This is a genomic window from Cupriavidus sp. MPR-AND1C, from assembly GCF_058809705.1.
Genome location: NZ_JBXASU010000006.1, coordinates 75,759 through 93,592, shown reverse-complemented (window position 1 = coordinate 93,592; position 17,834 = coordinate 75,759). Strand labels below are relative to the sequence as shown.

The window sequence follows — 17,834 nt, the reverse complement described above, 5'->3', positions numbered from 1 at the left end:
GCGCGCCTGCGGGTTGTGGTTCCGCAGCGAAGTGCAGGCCGGCCCTGGCCGCCTACCCGGGGCTGGCGTTAGCCAGAGGTAGAGGTCTAAGGCCGAGATCATGCGTGAGTTGACGCAAGCTCCCTGGCAGCGCGCTCAAGGCAGGTAGCCCAGCGAGCGCCACCAGAAGTAATCCAGCGGCAGCAGCACCAGCAAGGTCAGCGCGGCCAGCGCCAGGCACATGCGGGTTCCGTCGCGCAGCCCCACGCCACCGAGCTGCATGGCGATCACGATGGGTGGCGACTGGTAAGGGAAGAACACCGTGGAGAACACGGGAACCTGCAGCATCAGCACGGCTTCCAGCGACAAACCCGTGGCCTGCGCCAGTTGTTTGGCCAGCGGTGTCAGCACGGCAGGCAAGCCGGGCAGCGTCGTCATGAGGCCCAGGCTCGCCCCGACCGCGCCAAGCGCGGCCACATTGGCGGCGGTATGCCCCGGCGCAAGGGGCAACCAGCGCAGCAGTGCCGTGCTGATGGCGGTCCCCAGCCCGGTGGACTCCACCACGGCGCCCAGGCCGAGAAAGCCGGCCACATAGATCAGAGGCGTGAGGTGCACCTGCTCGGCCAGCATGCGCGAGGAAACCAGGCCCACGCCCGGCAACAGGCAGACGATGCATGCCGCCAGCGAGATCCAGGCCGACGAGACGCCGTGCAGCGTATCGGTGGCAAACCCTGCCACGGCCAGCACCAGGATCACGGCCAGCAGCTTTTCCTGCCGGCTCGGCGCGCTCGCTTGCTCGCGCGGGAGTGCCGCGATCGGCCCACGCTCGGGGAACAGCCGGCAAACCAGCCAGACCAGTATCACGGTCTTGAGCAAGCCGAGGATGGGGAAATGCAGCAGGATATAGCTGCCATAGCTCAGGTTGACGCCATATAGGGAGCTGGCCGCGCCGAGCAACACGCTGTTGGGGATATTGGCCGGCAGGATGGTGGTGGGCGGCATATAGCTGGCGGCTGCCACGGTCAGCACCATGCCGATGCGGCCGTTGGAACCCGGTGCGAAGCCAAGCCGGTCGGCCAGCGCCAGCACGATCGGCATCAGCAGCAGCACGCGCCCGGTGGTCGACGGCATCAGGAATGCCAGCCCCACGGCGCTCACCGCCACGGTGCCGATCACCTGGCGATAGCTGCCCACCCGGCCCCGGAAGATGATGGCCGCCAGGCGCTGCGCCAGCCCGGTCTGGCGCAAGGCCACGCCGGTTACCGCGCCGCCGAACATGAGCCACCACGCGGTAGAAGCAAAGCCCGAGAACACCACGGGCGCCGGCGCCACGTGCAGCACGACGGCACACAGGAAGAACAGCAACGTCGTAGCCGGCTCGGGCAACGCGCCCAGCGCCCAACAGCAAACGGTGGACGCCACCAGCGCCGCCGCCAGCACCAGGCCGCCGGGCGCGCCGGTGGCGCGGCCCACCAGCCATACCACCGCCACGCACAGGGCGATGACAATAGCGGCGCGCGCGCTGTCCGACAGCTTGCCCGCGCTCGCGGGGCCTGCGGCGGATTGCGCCTTGGAAGCGGCGGGATTGCCGGGAAGGCTGGCCGGGGGCGGCAAGCCGGGCTGACTGGTATTGCTCATGCGAGGGAACTCCGTGGTGCCATGCGATGAGCGCCATCGTAGGACGCGCCAATCTGGCCGGGTTACACTTCTCGGGCAATTTCTTACGAATACCAGCCACACCCGAAACCCTGCGCCAAAGCCGCGCCGAGCCAGATGCCACGCACCACCTACCAGCCCGTCCCGCTGACCCAGCCCACCGCCGAGCAGCCGGTCATCGTGCATCTGCGCCTGCCGCCGCCCAACGCCATCATTCGCCGCCATCGGCATGCGTGGGGGCAGATCTCGTGCCCCCTGCGCGGCAGCATGCGGGTGACCGCGGCAGGCACCACCTGGGTGGTCCCGACCATGCGCGCGGTGTGGATTCCGCCGGATGTGGAACACGAGGTGGTCACGCTGGGCGACGCAGCGCTGCACGCCTGCTATGTGCTGCCGCAGGCGGCGCCGCTGTCGCTCACCGCCTGCGCGGTCGTGGAAGTGTCGGCGTTGATGCGCAACCTGATGGTGGCGCTGGCCGACGCGGCCAGCCTGTCCGCGCCACGGCGCCAGCTAAGCGCGGCCCTGCTGATCGAGGAGTTGCGCACCGCGCCCACGCTTTGGCCGGGGCTGGCCTTGCCCACCGACCGCCGCCTTAAAGCGTTGTGCGATGCCTTGATGGAGCAGCCAGGGTCGGCGCTGAGCCTGGCCCAATGGGCCGAGCTGACGGGCGCCAGCGAGCGCACCCTGGCGCGGCTGTTCCGCACCGAGCTGCACACCAGCTTTGCCGCCTGGCGCCAGCAATTGCGGCTGGCGCACGCCGTCGACCTGATGAGCCGCGGCAAGCCGCTCGCGCATGTAGCGGCCGAAACCGGCTATGCCAATGCCGGCGCCTTCTCCACCATGTTCCGGCGCGCGCTGGGACAGGCGCCGCGCGATTTTCTGGCGGCGGAGTCCCGCAATCACGGGAGAGGACATTGAGCGCAAAGACCCATCTTGCCAAAGCCATCCACTGGCCTGCCGGCGCGCAGGTGCATCCTCGCGAGATGCTCGCGGCAGCCCTGGGCATGGGCATGCCGCTGCTGCTTGCCGGCGCCACGGGGCAGATCGCGCTCGGCCAGGCCGCCGCGCTTGGCAGCCTGGCGATCGGCGCCGGTGCGGTTGCCGGTTCGGGCATCGACGCACGCGACGAAGCCCGCATCAGGCCACTGGCAGCCCTGCTTGCACCGGTTGCGGCTGCCGCGGGCATCGCGGCAGCCCTGGCGGGCCACGGCATCCTGACCGATGCCATCGTCCTCTTGCTGGCCGGTGCTGCGGCCTGCCTCGGCGGCTACAGCCGGCCGCTCGCGATAGCGGCCACGCGCTTCGTCCTGTTCCTGATCATTGCCACAAGCGCGGCAAGCGCTGTGCCCCATCGGGCAGGCTTTCTCCTGCTCGCGCTGGCCGGCGCGCTCTGGACCTGTCTGCTGTGCCTGCTCCTCGCGCCGCGGGCCACAGCGCTGCCGCAAGCGGACACGCGCTTGCCATTGCCGTTGCCATTACCCACCACGGCGCAACGCCTGCGGCGATGGCGGCGCACGCTGTCGCAGTGGGCCGGGTGGCAGTACACGCTGCGGCTGGTGCTCGGCCTGGGCTGCGCCGGCATCCTGCGCGGGATGTTACCGAACCATCACTTCGAATGGATCACGCTGACCGTGGCGATCCTGTTGCAGCGGCAGCCAGAAGGCTTTGCCGTCAAGGCTACGCAGCGCGTGGCCGGCACCCTCCTCGGCGTGCTTGGCGCCAGCTTGCTGCTGGGCCATCAGCCCCCGTACTGGCTGGTGGCATTCAACGCGGGATGGCTGGCCGGCATCCGGCCACTGCTGCGCCTGCGCAACTACCTGGCCTACTCGGCAGTCATGACCCCGCTGATGGTGATGATCATGAGCGCCAGCGGGCCGGCCGACGCCAGCATGCTGATGGACCGCGTGGCCGCGACGGCGATCGGTGCCGTCATCGTGTTGCTGGTCGACCGGCTTGCCCTGAAGGCAGCCGGCGGCGTGCTTGCCAACTAATTAGGCGCCATATAATATGGCGCCACTATGCAAGCACTCGAACAGAAGTACCTCGCCCTGCTCAACGAAGCCGAACGACGCCAGTTGCCCGGCCTGGACAGCATCCAGCTGTGTTTCCGGGCACTGTCGCTGGCGTCCGCGATCGACCGCGACTGCGCTGCGCTGCTGGCGCCGCATGGCCTGTCCGAAGGCCGTTTCGTGCTGTTGTTCCTGCTGAACGCGGCCAGGGACGGGCTGGCGCCCAATACGCTCGCCGAGCAGGCCGGCGTCACGCGCGCCACCATCACCGGCCTGCTGGACGGGCTGGAGCGCGAGGCGCTGATCGAACGCCATGCCGACACCACGGACCGGCGTGCCCTGACCATCCGGCTCACCCGCAAGGGCAAGCAGGTTGCCAAGAAGGTGTTCGACGAGCATGGCCGCTGGATCGCCAGCCTGTTCCGTGACTTATCCGCACAGGAGCGTGCCTTGCTCGACAGCCTGCTAAGCAAGGTTTCCGCGGGCATGGCCAAGCGCCATGGCGTGCCGGAGGATCTGGCATGACCCAGTCGGCAGCCCAGCCGGCAACACGCAAAGGCGCGAGCCGGGCGGCGGACATTCCCGCCGACATCCTGGCCGCGCTGGAGCGCGGCGAACTGCAAAGCGCCACGCTCACCGAATGCCTGGCGTTGAACCAGGTCACGCTGCTGCGCGCCGTGTTTCCCAAACTCCCGCCAGCCGCCATGCAGCAAGCCGAAGCCGCCAGCCAGCTCGGCATCCTCAAGCGCATGGCCAGCATCGGCGCCATCCTCATGGAGCAGCTTGGCGCCGCGGGCATCGCACGTTGTCAGGCGCATCCATCGGACACCGTGCGCGGCTGGGCCTGCTTCATGGCCGGCATACGGCCGGACCTGGACCTGAGCCAGCGCCTCGCGGCCATCCGGGCGCTGGCCGACGACCCGCATTTCGGCGTGCGCGAATGGGCCTGGATGGCAGTGCGGCCGCATCTCGCGGCGGACCTCGACACCGGCATCGCGCTGCTTGCCGCCTGGACGGCGTCGCCATCCGAGCGGCTGCGCCGCTTTGCCACCGAAGCACTTCGCCCGCGTGGAGTATGGTGCGCGCATATCGCCGCGCTGAAGAAGCATCCCGCGCAGGCCCTGCCGCTGCTGGACGCGCTGAAGGCCGACCCCTCGCCCTATGTACAGGACTCGGTGGCCAACTGGCTCAACGATGCGGCCAAGGACAGTCCCGACTGGGTACGCGCCCTGTGCCAGCGCTGGCAACTGCATGAGCCGGCCGCCGCCACCCGCCGCATTTGCAGCCGCGCGCTGCGCAACCTGTGACGAAGGGACCGGGGGGCGGGTCAGGGAAATAAAAAAGCCCGCCACCAAGGTGACGGGCTTTCGAGGCAGGCAACAACCGGAAGATCAGGCCGGCAGCGAATCCGACAAGCGGTTCTCATTGCCGTTGCCATTGCCGTTCTCTTCGTCCGGCCAGTTGCGGCCGACCATCCACTCATACAGCGTGGGCAGCACGATCAGCGTGAGCATGGTGGCGGTGATCAGGCCGCCGATGATGACGATGGCCAGCGGGCGCTGCGTCTCCGAGCCGATGGCGCGCGAGATGGCCATCGGGAACAGGCCCAGCATGGCCAGCAGCGCGGTCATCAGCACCGTGCGCAGGCGGTCCATCGAGCCGGTCAGCACGGCCTGGCGCACCGGCATGCCTTCGTCGCGCAGCTGGTTGAAGTAGGTCACCATCACCACGCCGTTGAGCACGGCCTGGCCGAACAGCGCGATAAAGCCGATCGCAGCCGACACCGACAGCGGAATGCCGGTGATGAACAGCGCGAACACGCCGCCGATCAGCGCGAACGGAATGTTTGAGATGATCAGGGTCGCGCTCTTGAACGACTTGAAGGCATTGAACAGCAGCAGGAAGATCACCAGCACCGACAGCGGCACCACGATCGACAGCCGCGCCATGGCGCGTTCCTGGTTCTCGAACTCGCCCGACCAGCTGATCTTGACGTCGTCGGCCTTGACGTTCTTGGCGACCAGTTCCTGCATGTCCTTCACCACGCTGCCCATGTCGCGGTCATGGATGAAGATGCCGATGGACGTGGTGCGCTGGCCGTTCTCGCGGCTGATGTTCATCGCGCCGGAAGCCGCGCGGAAGTGCACCAGTTGCGACAGCGGCACCTGCGCGCCGTCCGCCGTCTGCAGGAAGATATTCGGCAGGTTTGGCAGCTGGCGCTCGTTAGGCTTGAGGCGCACCGCCACGCTGAAGTGCTTCTCGCCTTCCCACAGCTCGGTGGCTGCCTTGCCGGCCAGCGCGGTCTCCATCAGGTCCTGCACGTCTCCCACGTTGATGCCGTAGCGGGCAGCCTGGGCGCGGTCGAAGTCCAGCACATACTGCGGCAGCTCGCCGTCGCGGTCGATAAAGGCGCGCATCACGCCCTGGACCGATTGCACGTTGGCCAGGATCTGGTCGGCCACGCGCTTGTTCTGCTGCAAGCTGTCGCTCTGCACCTTGATCACGATCTGGCCCTTGATCTGGGAGATGCTCTCAAGAATGTTGTCGCGCACCGGCTGCGAGAAATTAGGCTCGATGCCGGGCAGCTGGCGCAGGTTGGCGTTGATCTCGTTGATGATCTTGCGCTTGTCGTAGCCCGCGCGCCACTGCTTGTCGTTCTTCAGGTCGACCAGGATCTCGACGGTGTTGATCAGCTTGGGATCGGTGCCGTCGTCCGGGCGGCCCACCTTTGAGATGGTGGTATTGACCTCGGGCGTCTTGCGAATCACGCCACGCAGGCGGCGGGCCTGGTCGCGCGCTTCGTCGATGGACACCGACGCCGGCAGGTCGAAGCTGACCCACATCGAGCCTTCGTCCAGCTCCGGCAGGAACTCGCTGCCGAGGAACTTGCCCACGCCAACCGTTGCCACCAGCAGGCCAACGGAGATGCCCACCACGGTGCGCTTGTGGTCGAGCGCCCAGGCCAGCATCGGCTCGTAGAGGCGCTTGCTATGGCGCACCATGAAGTTGTCCTCATGCGCGATGTTCTTGGTCAGCAACAGGTGGCACAGCAGCGGCACCAGCGTCAGCGAGATGATCAGCGAGCCGACCAGCGCACCCGTCACGGTGTAGGCCATGGGCGCGAAGATCTTGCCCTCGTGGCGCTGCAGCGTAAAGATCGGGATGTGCGCGGCGATGATGATGATCATCGAGAACACGGTCGGGCGGCCCACTTCGGTGGTGGCCTGCAGGATGGCGTGCATGCGCGCGCGGCTGTCCTTGATCTGGGCTTCCTTCAGCTCGCCCAGCCGCTTGAAGATGTTCTCCACCACGATCACAGCGCCGTCCACGATGATGCCGAAGTCCATCGCGCCCAGCGACAGCAGGTTGGCGGGAATGCCCACCCAGGTCAGGCCGATGAACGTGGACAGCAGCGCCAGCGGAATCACCATCGCCACGATGGCCGCGGCACGCACATTGGCCAGGAACAGGTACAGCACGGCCATCACCAGCAGCGCGCCCTCGACCAGGTTGCCGAACACCGTGTGCAAGGTCTTGTCGATCAGCGTAGAGCGGTCGTAGTAGGGCACGATCTTCACGCCCTTGGGCAGGATCGAGTTGTCCAGCAGGTCGATCTTCTTCTTGAGCGCTTCGAGCACCAGCGAGGGGTTCTCGCCCTTGCGCATCACCACGATGCCCGAGACGATATCGTCCTCGTCGTCCTGGCCCATCAGGCCCTGGGGCGGCGCGGAACCGGTCCTGATCTCGGCAATGTCCTTAACCAGGATCGGCGTGCCATTGACTTCCGACACCACCACATCGGCGATATCGGCCGAGGTGCGGAAGCTGCCCAGCGAGCGCAGCAGGAACTGCTGGCGCCCGTTGGCCACGGCGCCGCCGCCGGCGTTGGAGTTGGCGCGCTGCAGGGCGGTAAAGAGTTGCGCGAGCGAGATCTTGGCGTCGCGCATCTTCGCCAGGTTGGGGTTCACCTCGTACTGCTTGATGGTGCCGCCAATGGTGACAAGGTCGGCCACGCCCGGGACCTGGCGCAGGTTCTTCTCCACCACCCAGTCCTGCAGCGTGCGCAGTTCCTGTGCGCTGTAGCCCTTGCCAGTCAGGCGAAAGCGGAAGATCTCGCCGATGGCGGTGGACAGCGGCGCCAGCTCCGGCTGCACGCCGTCGGGCAGGTCCACCCCGCGCAGGCGCTCGATCACCTGCTGGCGGGCCACCACGTCGGTGGCCTTGTCATTGAAGGTGACCATCAGGAAGGACAGGCCGAACTGGGTGTGCGAGAACACCCGCACGGAGTTCGGCGTGCCGGCCAGCGCGGTCTCGATCGGGATCGTGACCTGGCGCTCGACTTCCTCGGCGGCGCGGCCCGGGTATAGCGTAATGACGTTGACCTGGATGTCGGAGACATCCGGGAAGGCTTCGATCGGCAGGTTCTTGAAGGCCGCAAGGCCCCCCCCGATGAAGATGGCAAGGCCGAGCCAGACGAACAGCTTCTGGTGCAGGGCGAAATGGACGATACGCGAAATCATGTGGCGGTCTTCCTCACTGCTTCGCGCTGGCGCTGCTGGCTTCGCTCGCGCGCGCCGCGTTGACCGCGGTGGCGTCTCGCAGGATGTCCTGCAGGTACAGGTTGCCGTCGGTCACCACCACGTCGCCATCCTTGAGCCCTTCCACTGCCTCGGCCATGCCGGGCAGCGACACGCCCAGCTTGATCTGCTTGCGCTCGAAGCGGTTCTGCGCCGTGCGCACGAACACAAAGTGGTGGTTCTCGGCCAGGAACACGGCCTTGGACGGCACCGCGATCCCCTGGAAGGAGGCGGCCTGCAGCTTGGCGGTGACGAACATCTCGGCCTTCAGGCGACGGTCCGGGTTAGGCACGGACAAACGCACCTTGACGCTGCGCGCCGCAGGATCCACGTAATCGGCCACCTTGACCACCTTGCCGGCGAAGGTCTCGCCGGGATAAGCGGCCGACACCAGTTGGACGGTCACACCAGGCTTGAACAGGGCGATGTCGGCCTCGGCCGCGTCGACCTGCGCCCACAGTTCGCCGGGATCGGTCACCAGGAACAGCGGTGCGGTGGGCGGCTGGTCGGGGCGCAGCTCCATGCCGTTATTGATATTGCGCTCCACCACCAGGCCGTCGATCGGCGTGCGCAAGGCAAAGCGGTTGCTCGCGCCCTCGCCCTGCGCGCCGGCGCCGTACTGGCGCAAGGCAGCCTGGGTGCGCTGCAGGTCGGCATTGGCCCGGGCAGCGTCGGCCTGGGTCTGCTCCAGGTCCTTTTGCGCCACGACGCCAGCACCGTACAGCTCGCGCTGGCGTGCCAGCGCCTTGCCGGCATAGGCGGCGTCGGCCGCGGCCTTGCGGGCGTCGGCCTGGGCCACGCCGAAATCGGTCGAGGTCAGCATGGCCAGCGCCTGCCCCGCCTTGACGTTGGTCCCCGGCTGCACCAGCACCTCGGTCACGCGCCCGGCAAACGGCGTCGACACGCGCACGGTGCGGTCTTCATTCCAGACCAGGCGGCCTGGCAGGCTCAGCATGCGCTCGCCGCCGCTCTTGACGGCCTCGCCCACGATGCCGGGCAGCGTCCTGACCGTGGCCGGAAATTCAACGGTGTTGCCGCTGACCTTGGGTTCGTCGCTGGGGGGCGGGGCTTCCTTCTTGCCGCAGGCGGCGAGCGCCAGCGCGACCAGCGAAAACGCGACCAGCCGGGCGGCGACGCCATGGCGGGCCGCGGCACGTACGGGGGACATTGAAGCAGGCTTAGCAGTCATCGGGACGGACATCGGAGCAGACACGGAATTAAGGACGCGGTACATCGGGGCGAGCCTGGGAATTGGGTGAGGACTGCAGGGCGGCGCGGTAAGCCGACAGGGATTTGGCGAAATCGCCTTGCGCGTTGACAGCGTCCAGGCGCGTCTGGCGCAAGGCCCGGCGCGCATCGAGCAGGTCCAGCACGCTGCTGGCGCCCTTGGCGTAGGCAAACTCGGCGCTGCCGGCAACACTCTCGGCGGTCGGCACCACGCCTTCGACCATCTGCTTGAGCGACAGGCGCGTGGCTTCAAGCTGGTTGCGCGAGCGCTCCAGCTCGTTCTGCGCCTCGAGCAGCACGCGGTTGCGATCATCCAGCGCGGCGTAGTAATCCACCTCGGCGCGGCGGGCTTCTCCGCCAAAACTGTGGCGCACGTAGAGCGGGATCGACACGAACACGCCGAAGCTGTTGCCGCTGCCGGTCTGGTTGGCGGCCGAGACAGGGTAGTGCTCCGCCTGCGCGCCCACGGTGACATCGGGCACGCGCCCCGCGCGGGCCAGGTCGCGCGCGCTGGCGGCTGCAGCCAGGCGGGCTTCCGCCGCCGCCACGTCCGCGCGGCGCTGCACGGTGTCGGCGTCGGGCTGGGGCACCGGCACATCCAGGGCGGGCCAGTCGGGCGTCAGGCGATTGTCGGCCAGCGTGCCGGGCACGCCGATGGCCTGCGCCAGCGCGGCCTTGTCGCTGGCATGGTCGGCCATGGCGCTGCGCAGGTCGGCTTGTGCGCGCAGCACATCGAGCTGCAGCTTGGCCACATCGGCGCGCGACACATCGCCAGCCTTCAGGCGAGCCTCGTTGGCTTGCTGGGTGCGGCCGTAGAGTGCCAGCGTCTCGTTGAGCACGGCAACCCGTTCCTGGCTCACCAATGCTTGATAGAACGCCTGGTCCACCAGGCTCGCCTGCTGGGTGATCACCGCCTGCAGCACTTCGCCAGCGGCGCGGCTGGAGGCTTGCGCGGTATCCACCCGCAAGCCTGCCTTGTTGGCGGTCTCGATCACCTGGTCCACACGCAGTGTGGAGTCCACCGTCTTGCTGCGCGGGCCGCCCGAGTTGAAGCCGGCATGCGGGTTGATATTGGCCACGCCCAGGCTGAGCACAGGGTTGGGCCGCTGCGACGCAATCTGGATATCGGCCTGGCCAGCCTCCACATTGCGCCGCGCCGCGATGATGTCGCGGTTGCAGCGCACGGCATCGACCCGCACCTGGGCGAGGGTCAGGGTCGCCTTGGACGGCGGCGCCACGCAGGGGCCGTCCATCGGCAAGGGTGCGCTTTGCGGCACATTAGAGCCGGCCACGGCAGCGCCCGCAACGGCGCCGAGAAGGCTTAGCAGCAGGAAACGAGGAATGGAAAAAGACACGATCAATCTGGCTCGGTTCGACTTAAGTGTGCGGTAAACGACCATGCCCGCCGTTCGGTGCACCGAGTTAGCGAATATTCACGCATCTCCGTGGAACCCGACGTGTTCTTGCCGGTATCCGGCAGCGGCGAACGATCTCCCGAGCGCATTCCAACCGAACTGCATTACAAACGCCTTTCACGCGGCCAACAAATTTGGGGAAAAACCCTCGAACACCCCCTTTTCGAGGGAAAACCCTGACAAATACGCCGCTTTCATGACAAAGGAAAGTAGCCAGCAGGCGGGTCGCCAAAGCCGCGTATCATTACGCGCTTTGTGCCTTTTGGCCCCCACCGGAACGTCGGCCCGGGGCGTTATCACTCACCCCGCAGTGCACGCTGTTGCCATGCTGTTGCCGTTAGCGCCGCCTCCTGTATTCCATGCTTGACCATTCCCTGCTGCCGTCCTTGCTGTCCGCCCTGTTGATCTTTGGCCTGGGCAGCGCGCTGGGCGCCGTGGGCGGGCTGTTCGGCATCGGCGGCGGGCTGATTGCCATTCCCGCGCTGGGCCTGCTTTATGGCATGGACCAGCAACTGGCGCAGGGCACCGCGCTGGTGATGATTGCGCCCAATGTGCTGATCGGCTTCTGGCAATACCGCCGCCGCGCCGGCATCGCGCTGCGCACGGCAGTCGTGCTCGGGCTGTCAGCGGTGCTGGCGACTTATGCCTCGGCACGTCTGGCCACCGCCATCGACGCCGTGTTGCTGCGCCGCATCTTTGCCTGCTTCATGATCGGCCTGGCGCTCTATTTCCTCTGGCGGCTGCTGCCAGGACGCGCCGCCACGGCGCAGCAAGCACGCCTGTCACCGCGCTGGATTCCGGCGCTGGGCGTGGTCGGCGGCGCGTTCTCGGGCTTTTTCAGCGTGGGCGGCGGCGTGGTGGCGGCGCCGGCCCTGGTTGGGCTGTTCGGGTTCCGGCAGGCGGCGGCGCAAGGCCTGGCGCTGGCGCTGGTCACGCCCGGCGCGGTGGTGGCGCTGGCCACCTATGCCCATGCCGGCCATGTCGACTGGGCCAGCGGCATCCCGCTGTCGCTCGGCGGCATGCTGACCATCTCGTGGGGCGTGGCGCTCGCCCACCGCATGCCGGAGCGGCGGCTGCGCGCCGCCTTTGCCTTGTGCCTGATCGCCACCGCGGGGATCATGCTGGCGCACTAGCCTTGCAGGCCGCGGCGCCTGTGCCACTCGGCAAGCGACTCGGAGGGCCAGGTGCCGCAGTGCACATGGCCCCGCCCCTTGGGCACATCGACCCAGGGCGCGGCAAAATCCAGCGCGGCCTCCACCACCTCTGGCGGCTTGGGCAGCGGCGTATCGATGGCGGACGCCTGCGGATGCACCAGCTCCGGCCAGCGCGGATCCCAGAGCCATAACGCGCTGCCGCATTTCAGGCAGAAATGCCGCTTGGCCGGCGAGCGGCGCGCGCGCTTGCCCGGCTCGCGCATCACCGCGTGGTAGATGCCGACATGCTTTTTGCCGCGAACCTTCAGCGTGGCGGCGTCACCGCCGAGGTTGATGGCATAGCCACCGCCGCCCGCCGTCTTTCGGCAGATCGAGCAGTAGCAATGCATGAACGGATAAGGCGAGTCGCACTCCAGGCTGAAGCTGACCGCGCCGCAATGGCAGGAACCTTCGAGATGCATGGGATCTCCCGTGGGGACAGGACACCTTCATTCTAGGTTCCAGGAGTTGGCGCGCGGCCGGACACTTACGCGCTGCCTGCTGGCTCCTCCCAATCGAAACGCCAGATCGCCAGCAGCGCGAACAGCGCGGCAAAGGCCAGCAACACACCGGCAAAGCCGGCCACGCTGCCGTCGATGCGCACACCAAAGAACGCAATGGCGGCACCGAAGATCAGCGCCATCAGGATCGTGGCCGTGAGCGCGCCGCTGACGATGCGGCTGCCCAGCAGCGCAGCGCGCGGCGCCGCTTCGCCGAAGCCGCCTGGCAAGGTCACGGCCACCTGCACCTTGCCTTGCCGCACCGCATCGTCGGCGGCCTGGGCTGGCAGCTCGCGCAACTGCAATGCGGGATCCTGTCGCAGCGCCCGGCCAGCGTATCGCTGGCCACCAACTGCCCGTGGTCCATGATCACAATGCGATCGCACAGGCGCTCGGCCTCTTCCATTTAGTGCGTGGTGTAGAGCAGCGCCTTGCCGCGCTCGCGCAGCGCTTCCAGGCTGTCGAAGATGGCATTGCGGCTTTGCGGGTCGACCCCGGTGGTGGGCTCGTCGAAGATCAGGATGTCGGGATCGTGGACCAGCGCGCAGGCAATGTTCAGGCGGCGCTTCATGCCGCCGCTGAAATGCGCAGGCTTGTCCCGCGCGCGCTTGGACAAACCCACCAGCGCAAGTGCCTGGGCCGTGCGCTCGCGCAGCACAGCGCCCGGCATCGGGGGCGACCAGGCCGCACAGCATCGCTACCGTGGTGCTCTTGCCGGCCCCGTTGGGCCCCAGCAGGCCCGTGATCTCGCCGCCAGCGACGGTGAAGGCAACGTCCTTCACCACCGCCCGCGTGCCATACGATTTGCCCAGGCCGATGGCTTCGAGCATGTGGCGCCCCCTCCCGTGAAGACGCACGATCCTAGCCGAGATGCCCGGCCAGGATGCCCCCCCTCGCGTCCGCCAGCGAGTGGGGCTGGCTGGACAAGCCCTACCCGATATGGCATAAGAGTCCGTGCTGCCTGAAAAAACGGCGGCACGCTTGCCAGGATTTTCCACCCTTCATTCGAGACCTCATGCTCCTCGCCTCGCCTCGCACCGCAACGCAGTCCGCCGCCATGCCATGCATGCGGTGGCAACGCGTGCGTGCGCGGCCAAGGGCAGCGTGCGCTCGCTGCGCGCCACACCGGCCGCGGTCAACACCTATGGTTTCGCCGCCGTGCTTTTCCAGGCCGTGCGGGGAAACCAGGACACACCAGCCAGGTCCTGATTTTCCCCGCACGGCACTTTGCCTGAGGGCGCGCATCGCGCCCCTTGTCCAATGTGCAACCTGGGGGAAAAACCATGTCTTCGTCTTCGATCTATCACAAGACCCTCTGTGCGATCGGCACCGTCGCCGTCGTCTACTTTCTCATCAATCTCTGATTGAGCACGGTGCCTCGGCTTAGCCGTTGCACCGTCATGGCCCTGCACGCCTTTTTCCTGCCGCGGCACGCTCGCGGCATTCACTTCGCACGCCTTCATCGCCATGGAGCTCACCAAGAATTTTGTCAAAGCCAAGCGCCCCTGCGCCGATGGCTACCGCTGGTTCGTGCGCAACCGCCAGGGCGGCAGCGACTACCAGCACCTGCTCGACGCCCTCGTCGATGACGGCCGCGTTGACGACGCCTGCTGGCTGCTGACGCAGTTCGGGCCCACCGACGCCGTACTCGCCGTGGACAGCATCGACGCCGATGCCGTGGTCTTTGCCGGCTCGCTGGTGGTGCGCGGCAGCATCGACGTCGGGACCATGCTGCGCGCCGGGGGCCGCATCCAGGCCGGCGGCGGCATACGCGCGGGCCGGGCCATCGTGGCCGGTGACAGCCTCGCGGCGGCCGGCGGCATCCATAGCGGCGGCGTGCTCGAAGCGGGCGGCGATATCAAGGCCACATGGGGCATCGACGTGCAGGACGCGATCACCGGCGGCGCCAACCTCAAGGCCGGCTGGGATGTGCTGTGCGGCGGCAAGATCGCGCTCGCCGGCAGCGCGGTGGCCGGGCAGGACCTGATCGGGCAAGCGGCCATTCACTGCGGCAAGAGCATCCGCGCCGGCGGTGTCATCGATGCGCGCCACACCGTGCGCGCCGGCCACGGCATCGAGTGTGGCGCCTCCATTCGCGGCGGCATGCATCTGGAGGCCGGCTGGGGCATCAAGGCGCTCGAGGCCATCGTTGCCGAATGCGCCATCAAGGCGGGCGAAGGCTTGCAGGCGGGCGACGAGATCCGCGCGGGCGTTGGCTATGGCGTGTACGCCGGCCTGGATGTCAGGGTCGATGCGTGGCCGGCGAGCGCGAAGGTGCTGGCGGTGCGCAAGCCCGAAGGCCTGGTGAGCGGGTGGTGGGAGGAACCTGCCATGTGCTGATATGCCACCGCACACCTTGCCCTTGTTCCTTCACCGTTCTCACGTTCTCACCTTTCACTTGGGAGATAAGCAATGTTCTACAAAGTCTTGCTGGTCCTGGCCTTCTTCATGGTCGTAGTGTTCGCCCTGGCACGGGGCTTCCAGCACATGCCGGTCTAACCGCCGCTGCTTCCGGGAGAAAGAACGACATGTCCATCATGGCGCCGGCCATGGCGCTTCCGTGGCTTGCGCGCAGGCTAGAGCTGCGCATCGATGTCAGCCACCGCCCCGCCGAGCTCGACCAGGAGTTCGGTTCCATCTACGGCCGCCTGCACCGGCCGGGCGACCGCCTCCACGGCATCCCGGCGATCGCCACCGACTCGCCGGAGCTGGTGATCCGCTACCGCGAGGCGGATGGCGAGTACTACGTCTATGTGGAGGACGTGGCGCGCAAGCGCCTGGCGGGCTACACGGTCTTCAACCGCCTGATCGAGGTGGGGCGGCGCGCCGACCGCTACCTGCGCGCGCCGCACTCCAAGTACGAGACGGCCTACCAGCGCCGCGGGCTGGCCACCGCGATCTACCGCTGGGGGCTGGACGCCGGCCTGTGCCTGATGACGGGCGCGCGGCAGTCCGCCGGCGCCAATGCCTTGTGGCACTCGCTGTCCAAGGACCATGTGCTGGGTTATGTGGACCTGCGCTACAAGACGCTGACCTATCTCGGGCAGGAAGTCAGCCGCGAAGTGCATGATGACCTGCATACGCGCATGATCCTGCTGGGCAAGGGCTGGAGCGTCGAGCGGCTGGCGGCGGTCACCGGCATGCTGTAGCGCCGCGCTGGCGCCGCTTGCTGGTTTCATGAAAACCGGAATCGCCCGGGCTAATTGTTTCGCGCCGAAACAACTAGCCCGGGCGAATCGCTGATTTTTACGAAGTCGCATCTCAAGTTACAGATATGTTGCAACTTAGGCACTTCCCGCCTCTCCAGATTTTCCCGGATGCGTCGTAATCTTCAAACGTGCCAACCGGCGCTGCAACCCAATAGGAAATCATGTCCGAACGCCTCATCATGCTTGACGTCCCCGGTGTCCTCTATTCGAGCCGCTCCGAGGCTCGGCTGGGCGGAATCCCCGATACCGGCACCTTGCGCGACGTCCGCTTCTTCGATCCCGTCGCGCTCGGATTCGTGCGGCGCCTGTTCGGCCTGGCCGGTGCGCGCGTGGTGGTATCCGAGGCATGGCGCCGCGGCGTTCCCGCCGCCATCCTGCAGCAGCTCGACCTGCAGGTGGAAGGCATGACCCCCGACATCCCCGGCGGCCACGCAGCCCGCATCGCGGCCTATTTTGCGCACCGCCCGGCACCGCAGGCCTTTGCCATCCTGACCTGCGACACGGCGTCGATGCAAGACCCGCAATACGCGCACCTGCTGCCGCACGTGGTCAGCGTGAATCCGGCCGAGGGCCTGACACCGGCCAACTTCAAAGAGGCGCTGGATAGGCTCGGCGTGGCGTGCCCGTCTACCCTGTACCTCGACACGCAGCCCGACGCGCGCGTGGAAGCCCGGCTGGAGCGGCTGCGCCGCCTGGCCAAGGAAGCGCCCGCCCGTTTCGAGGTGGGCACCGCTGCCACGCCCTTGCTGCAGGCCGTGCCAACGCTCGCCCTGCCGGTGCGGCGCACGGAAAAACTGCTGGCACACGCCTGATACGCTGCACGCCGATGCAAGCCGGCCCCGGCCGCCGCGCGCCGCTTCGGCGCGTTGCACGCCGGGGCCGGCCTGGCTTTCAGGCTGCCGGGCTACCCGGGGCTACCTGCTTTCTGGCTGAACACCAGCACCAGCCCAAGCACGATCGCCACCATGCCTGCCAGGCTCAGCGCGGCAAGGCGATTGCCCAGGAACAGGTAATCCATCAGCGCGGTCACGGCCGGCACCAGGTAGAACAGGCTGGTGACGTTGACCAGGTTGCCCGCCTGGATCAGCCGGTAGAGCAGCAACGTGGCGCCCACCGAAATCACCAGCGCGAGCCAACCGAGCGACAGCGCGAAGCCCGCCGAAGGCACCACCGCCATCGGCTGGAACGGCACGAACAGCAGGCACAGCGCCAGGCCCGCGCCGTATTGCAACGGCATCACGTCAAGCGGTGCTTGCCGGATGCGTTTTTGCAGGATGGCGCCGATCGTCATGCACGCCAGCGCGCCGAGCGCAAAGCCCATGCCCAGCAGCGAGATGCGCGCCAGCGCTATCCCCTGGAAGACCACCAGCACCAGCCCGCCCAACGCCACCGCAAGGCCTGCCAGGCGGCGCGCCGAGAAGCGCCGCTCCACCAGTAGCAAGGTCAGGATCGGCTGCACGCCCAGCAGCGTGGCCAGCACGCCCGGCGTCATGCCGCGCGCCAGCGCCAGCAGGTAGAAGATCGAATACGCGCCGGTCAGCAGCAACCCGGAGCAGACCACCTGCAAGCGCGTGCCGGGCCGCGGCAACCAGCGCCGCCGCCAGGCCGCGAGCACCAGCAGCACGGCCAGCGCCAGCGCAAAGCGCGCGGCCAGCAAGGCAAAGGCAGAAGCGTATTCAAGCCCGAGGCGCGCAAAGATGGCGCCGCTGCTCCATAGCAGCACGAAGAGCGCGGTCGAGCCATGCGCGCTCAGTGCATTTTTGTTCAAATCCATGGGTTTCACCTGTCACGGTAATCCGAAAACGCCGGCGCGCCCCGGCACACTGGCGCCGCGCGGACGCAAAAGCGCCCTGGCATCAGGCGGGAACCAGCCGAAGAAGGAAGAAGCCGAAAAAAGACGGGCTGACGATCAGCCCAGCACGGCCGGGGGCGGCGGCGCAAGGCCGGCCCGCGTGCGCGGCGCAGGAGTGACGGGCGGTGCGAGCGGTACAAAGGCGGCGCACGGCCGCGCCGCGCCCGGACGGGTCGCGATGGTGGCAAAGGCGTTGTGCGCAACTTGATGCATGGGA

General features: G+C 67.5%; 16 protein-coding genes and 1 pseudogene. 8 read left to right on the top strand and 9 right to left on the bottom strand.

Annotated elements, in window-relative coordinates; all coding sequences use genetic code 11:
* Positions 1-135: 135 nt before the first annotated feature.
* A complete protein-coding gene (locus AC1RWI_RS05885; protein ID WP_492865150.1) occupies positions 136-1,617 on the bottom strand; it encodes an SLC13 family permease in 1,482 nt (493 codons plus the stop codon).
* A gap of 135 nt (positions 1,618-1,752) precedes the next feature.
* On the opposite strand from AC1RWI_RS05885, the gene AC1RWI_RS05880 reads away from it, so the two are divergent.
* Genes AC1RWI_RS05880 through AC1RWI_RS05865 form a run of 4 tightly spaced genes read left to right on the top strand, consistent with a single transcriptional unit; the run spans position 1,753 to position 4,951 of the window.
* Positions 1,753-2,553, top strand: coding sequence for an AraC family transcriptional regulator (locus AC1RWI_RS05880; protein ID WP_043357270.1), 801 nt, complete (start codon positions 1,753-1,755; stop codon positions 2,551-2,553).
* Positions 2,550-3,626: an FUSC family protein gene (locus AC1RWI_RS05875; protein ID WP_492865147.1), complete on the top strand. Its 1,077-nt coding sequence runs from the start codon at positions 2,550-2,552 to the stop codon at positions 3,624-3,626. Before AC1RWI_RS05880 ends, AC1RWI_RS05875 begins: the two co-directional genes overlap by 4 nt.
* Positions 3,627-3,653: 27 nt before the next feature.
* Positions 3,654-4,169, top strand: a complete 516-nt coding sequence (locus AC1RWI_RS05870) for a MarR family winged helix-turn-helix transcriptional regulator (RefSeq protein ID WP_492865145.1) — start codon at positions 3,654-3,656, stop codon at positions 4,167-4,169.
* On the top strand, positions 4,166-4,951 hold the full coding sequence (locus tag AC1RWI_RS05865) for a DNA alkylation repair protein (protein WP_492865143.1): 786 nt from the start codon (positions 4,166-4,168) through the stop codon (positions 4,949-4,951). The genes AC1RWI_RS05870 and AC1RWI_RS05865 overlap by 4 nt, the downstream gene beginning before the upstream one ends.
* Before the next feature lie 84 nt (positions 4,952-5,035).
* Here the strand turns inward: AC1RWI_RS05865 and AC1RWI_RS05860 are convergent, their stop codons facing one another.
* Genes AC1RWI_RS05860 through AC1RWI_RS05850 form a run of 3 tightly spaced genes read right to left on the bottom strand, consistent with a single transcriptional unit; the run spans position 5,036 to position 10,701 of the window.
* Positions 5,036-8,164 (bottom strand): efflux RND transporter permease subunit, encoded by a 3,129-nt coding sequence (locus AC1RWI_RS05860; protein WP_043357276.1) that lies wholly within the window; start codon positions 8,162-8,164, stop codon positions 5,036-5,038.
* 13 nt (positions 8,165-8,177) lie between these two features.
* Positions 8,178-9,389, bottom strand: a complete 1,212-nt coding sequence (locus tag AC1RWI_RS05855; protein WP_043357278.1) for an efflux RND transporter periplasmic adaptor subunit — start codon at positions 9,387-9,389, stop codon at positions 8,178-8,180.
* Positions 9,390-9,438: 49 nt separating this feature from the next.
* A complete protein-coding gene (locus tag AC1RWI_RS05850) occupies positions 9,439-10,701 on the bottom strand; it encodes a TolC family protein (protein WP_052495206.1) in 1,263 nt (420 codons plus the stop codon).
* Between the two features lie 521 nt (positions 10,702-11,222).
* On the opposite strand from AC1RWI_RS05850, the gene AC1RWI_RS05845 reads away from it, so the two are divergent.
* Positions 11,223-11,996: a sulfite exporter TauE/SafE family protein gene (locus AC1RWI_RS05845; protein WP_043357280.1), complete on the top strand. Its 774-nt coding sequence runs from the start codon at positions 11,223-11,225 to the stop codon at positions 11,994-11,996.
* Here the strand turns inward: AC1RWI_RS05845 and AC1RWI_RS05840 are convergent.
* The 4 genes and pseudogenes from AC1RWI_RS05840 to AC1RWI_RS05825 all read right to left on the bottom strand — a co-directional run.
* Positions 11,993-12,478, bottom strand: a complete 486-nt coding sequence (locus AC1RWI_RS05840; protein ID WP_043357282.1) for a GFA family protein — start codon at positions 12,476-12,478, stop codon at positions 11,993-11,995. The two genes, AC1RWI_RS05845 and AC1RWI_RS05840, sit on opposite strands and share 4 nt — an antisense overlap.
* A 65-nt stretch (positions 12,479-12,543) precedes the next feature.
* Positions 12,544-12,861, bottom strand: coding sequence for a hypothetical protein (locus AC1RWI_RS05835; protein ID WP_492865251.1), 318 nt, complete (start codon positions 12,859-12,861; stop codon positions 12,544-12,546).
* Between the two features lie 101 nt (positions 12,862-12,962).
* A complete protein-coding gene (locus tag AC1RWI_RS05830; RefSeq protein WP_492865139.1) occupies positions 12,963-13,226 on the bottom strand; it encodes an ATP-binding cassette domain-containing protein in 264 nt (87 codons plus the stop codon).
* A 43-nt stretch (positions 13,227-13,269) separates the two neighbouring features.
* Positions 13,270-13,386, bottom strand: a pseudogene (locus AC1RWI_RS05825) (LPS export ABC transporter ATP-binding protein); the annotation flags it as partial.
* 637 nt (positions 13,387-14,023) lie between these two features.
* On the opposite strand from AC1RWI_RS05825, the gene AC1RWI_RS05820 reads away from it, so the two are divergent.
* The 3 genes from AC1RWI_RS05820 (at position 14,024) to AC1RWI_RS05810 (ending at position 16,577) form a co-directional block, all read left to right on the top strand.
* Positions 14,024-14,896, top strand: coding sequence for a hypothetical protein (locus tag AC1RWI_RS05820; protein WP_492865137.1), 873 nt, complete (start codon positions 14,024-14,026; stop codon positions 14,894-14,896).
* A gap of 188 nt (positions 14,897-15,084) precedes the next feature.
* On the top strand, positions 15,085-15,705 hold the full coding sequence (locus tag AC1RWI_RS05815) for an N-acetyltransferase (RefSeq protein ID WP_492865135.1): 621 nt from the start codon (positions 15,085-15,087) through the stop codon (positions 15,703-15,705).
* Positions 15,706-15,926: 221 nt separating this feature from the next.
* Entirely contained in the window at positions 15,927-16,577 is a 651-nt protein-coding gene (locus AC1RWI_RS05810; protein WP_492865133.1) for an HAD domain-containing protein, read from the top strand.
* Between the two features lie 92 nt (positions 16,578-16,669).
* Here AC1RWI_RS05810 and AC1RWI_RS05805 read toward each other — a convergent pair whose 3' ends face one another.
* The gene (locus AC1RWI_RS05805) at positions 16,670-17,539 is read right to left on the bottom strand and encodes a DMT family transporter (protein WP_492865131.1); all 870 of its coding nucleotides are present in this window, start codon (positions 17,537-17,539) and stop codon (positions 16,670-16,672) included.
* Between the last annotated feature and the right edge of the window lie 295 nt (positions 17,540-17,834).

Excerpts from the sequence above, each read along its gene's own strand:
- AC1RWI_RS05855 (WP_043357278.1), bottom strand. The coding sequence starts at position 9,389 with ATGTCCCCCGTACGTGCCGCGGCCCGCCATGGCGTCGCCGCCCGGCTG.
- AC1RWI_RS05865 (WP_492865143.1), top strand. The coding sequence starts at position 4,166 with ATGACCCAGTCGGCAGCCCAGCCGGCAACACGCAAAGGCGCGAGCCGG.
- AC1RWI_RS05840 (WP_043357282.1), bottom strand. The coding sequence starts at position 12,478 with ATGCATCTCGAAGGTTCCTGCCATTGCGGCGCGGTCAGCTTCAGCCTG.
- AC1RWI_RS05845 (WP_043357280.1), top strand. The coding sequence starts at position 11,223 with ATGCTTGACCATTCCCTGCTGCCGTCCTTGCTGTCCGCCCTGTTGATC.
- AC1RWI_RS05885 (WP_492865150.1), bottom strand. The coding sequence starts at position 1,617 with ATGAGCAATACCAGTCAGCCCGGCTTGCCGCCCCCGGCCAGCCTTCCC.
- AC1RWI_RS05860 (WP_043357276.1), bottom strand. The coding sequence starts at position 8,164 with ATGATTTCGCGTATCGTCCATTTCGCCCTGCACCAGAAGCTGTTCGTC.
- AC1RWI_RS05805 (WP_492865131.1), bottom strand. The coding sequence starts at position 17,539 with ATGGATTTGAACAAAAATGCACTGAGCGCGCATGGCTCGACCGCGCTC.
- AC1RWI_RS05815 (WP_492865135.1), top strand. The coding sequence starts at position 15,085 with ATGTCCATCATGGCGCCGGCCATGGCGCTTCCGTGGCTTGCGCGCAGG.
- AC1RWI_RS05830 (WP_492865139.1), bottom strand. The coding sequence starts at position 13,226 with ATGCCGGGCGCTGTGCTGCGCGAGCGCACGGCCCAGGCACTTGCGCTG.
- AC1RWI_RS05880 (WP_043357270.1), top strand. The coding sequence starts at position 1,753 with ATGCCACGCACCACCTACCAGCCCGTCCCGCTGACCCAGCCCACCGCC.
- AC1RWI_RS05810 (WP_492865133.1), top strand. The coding sequence starts at position 15,927 with ATGTCCGAACGCCTCATCATGCTTGACGTCCCCGGTGTCCTCTATTCG.
- AC1RWI_RS05870 (WP_492865145.1), top strand. The coding sequence starts at position 3,654 with ATGCAAGCACTCGAACAGAAGTACCTCGCCCTGCTCAACGAAGCCGAA.
- AC1RWI_RS05850 (WP_052495206.1), bottom strand. The coding sequence starts at position 10,701 with ATGGACGGCCCCTGCGTGGCGCCGCCGTCCAAGGCGACCCTGACCCTC.
- AC1RWI_RS05820 (WP_492865137.1), top strand. The coding sequence starts at position 14,024 with ATGGAGCTCACCAAGAATTTTGTCAAAGCCAAGCGCCCCTGCGCCGAT.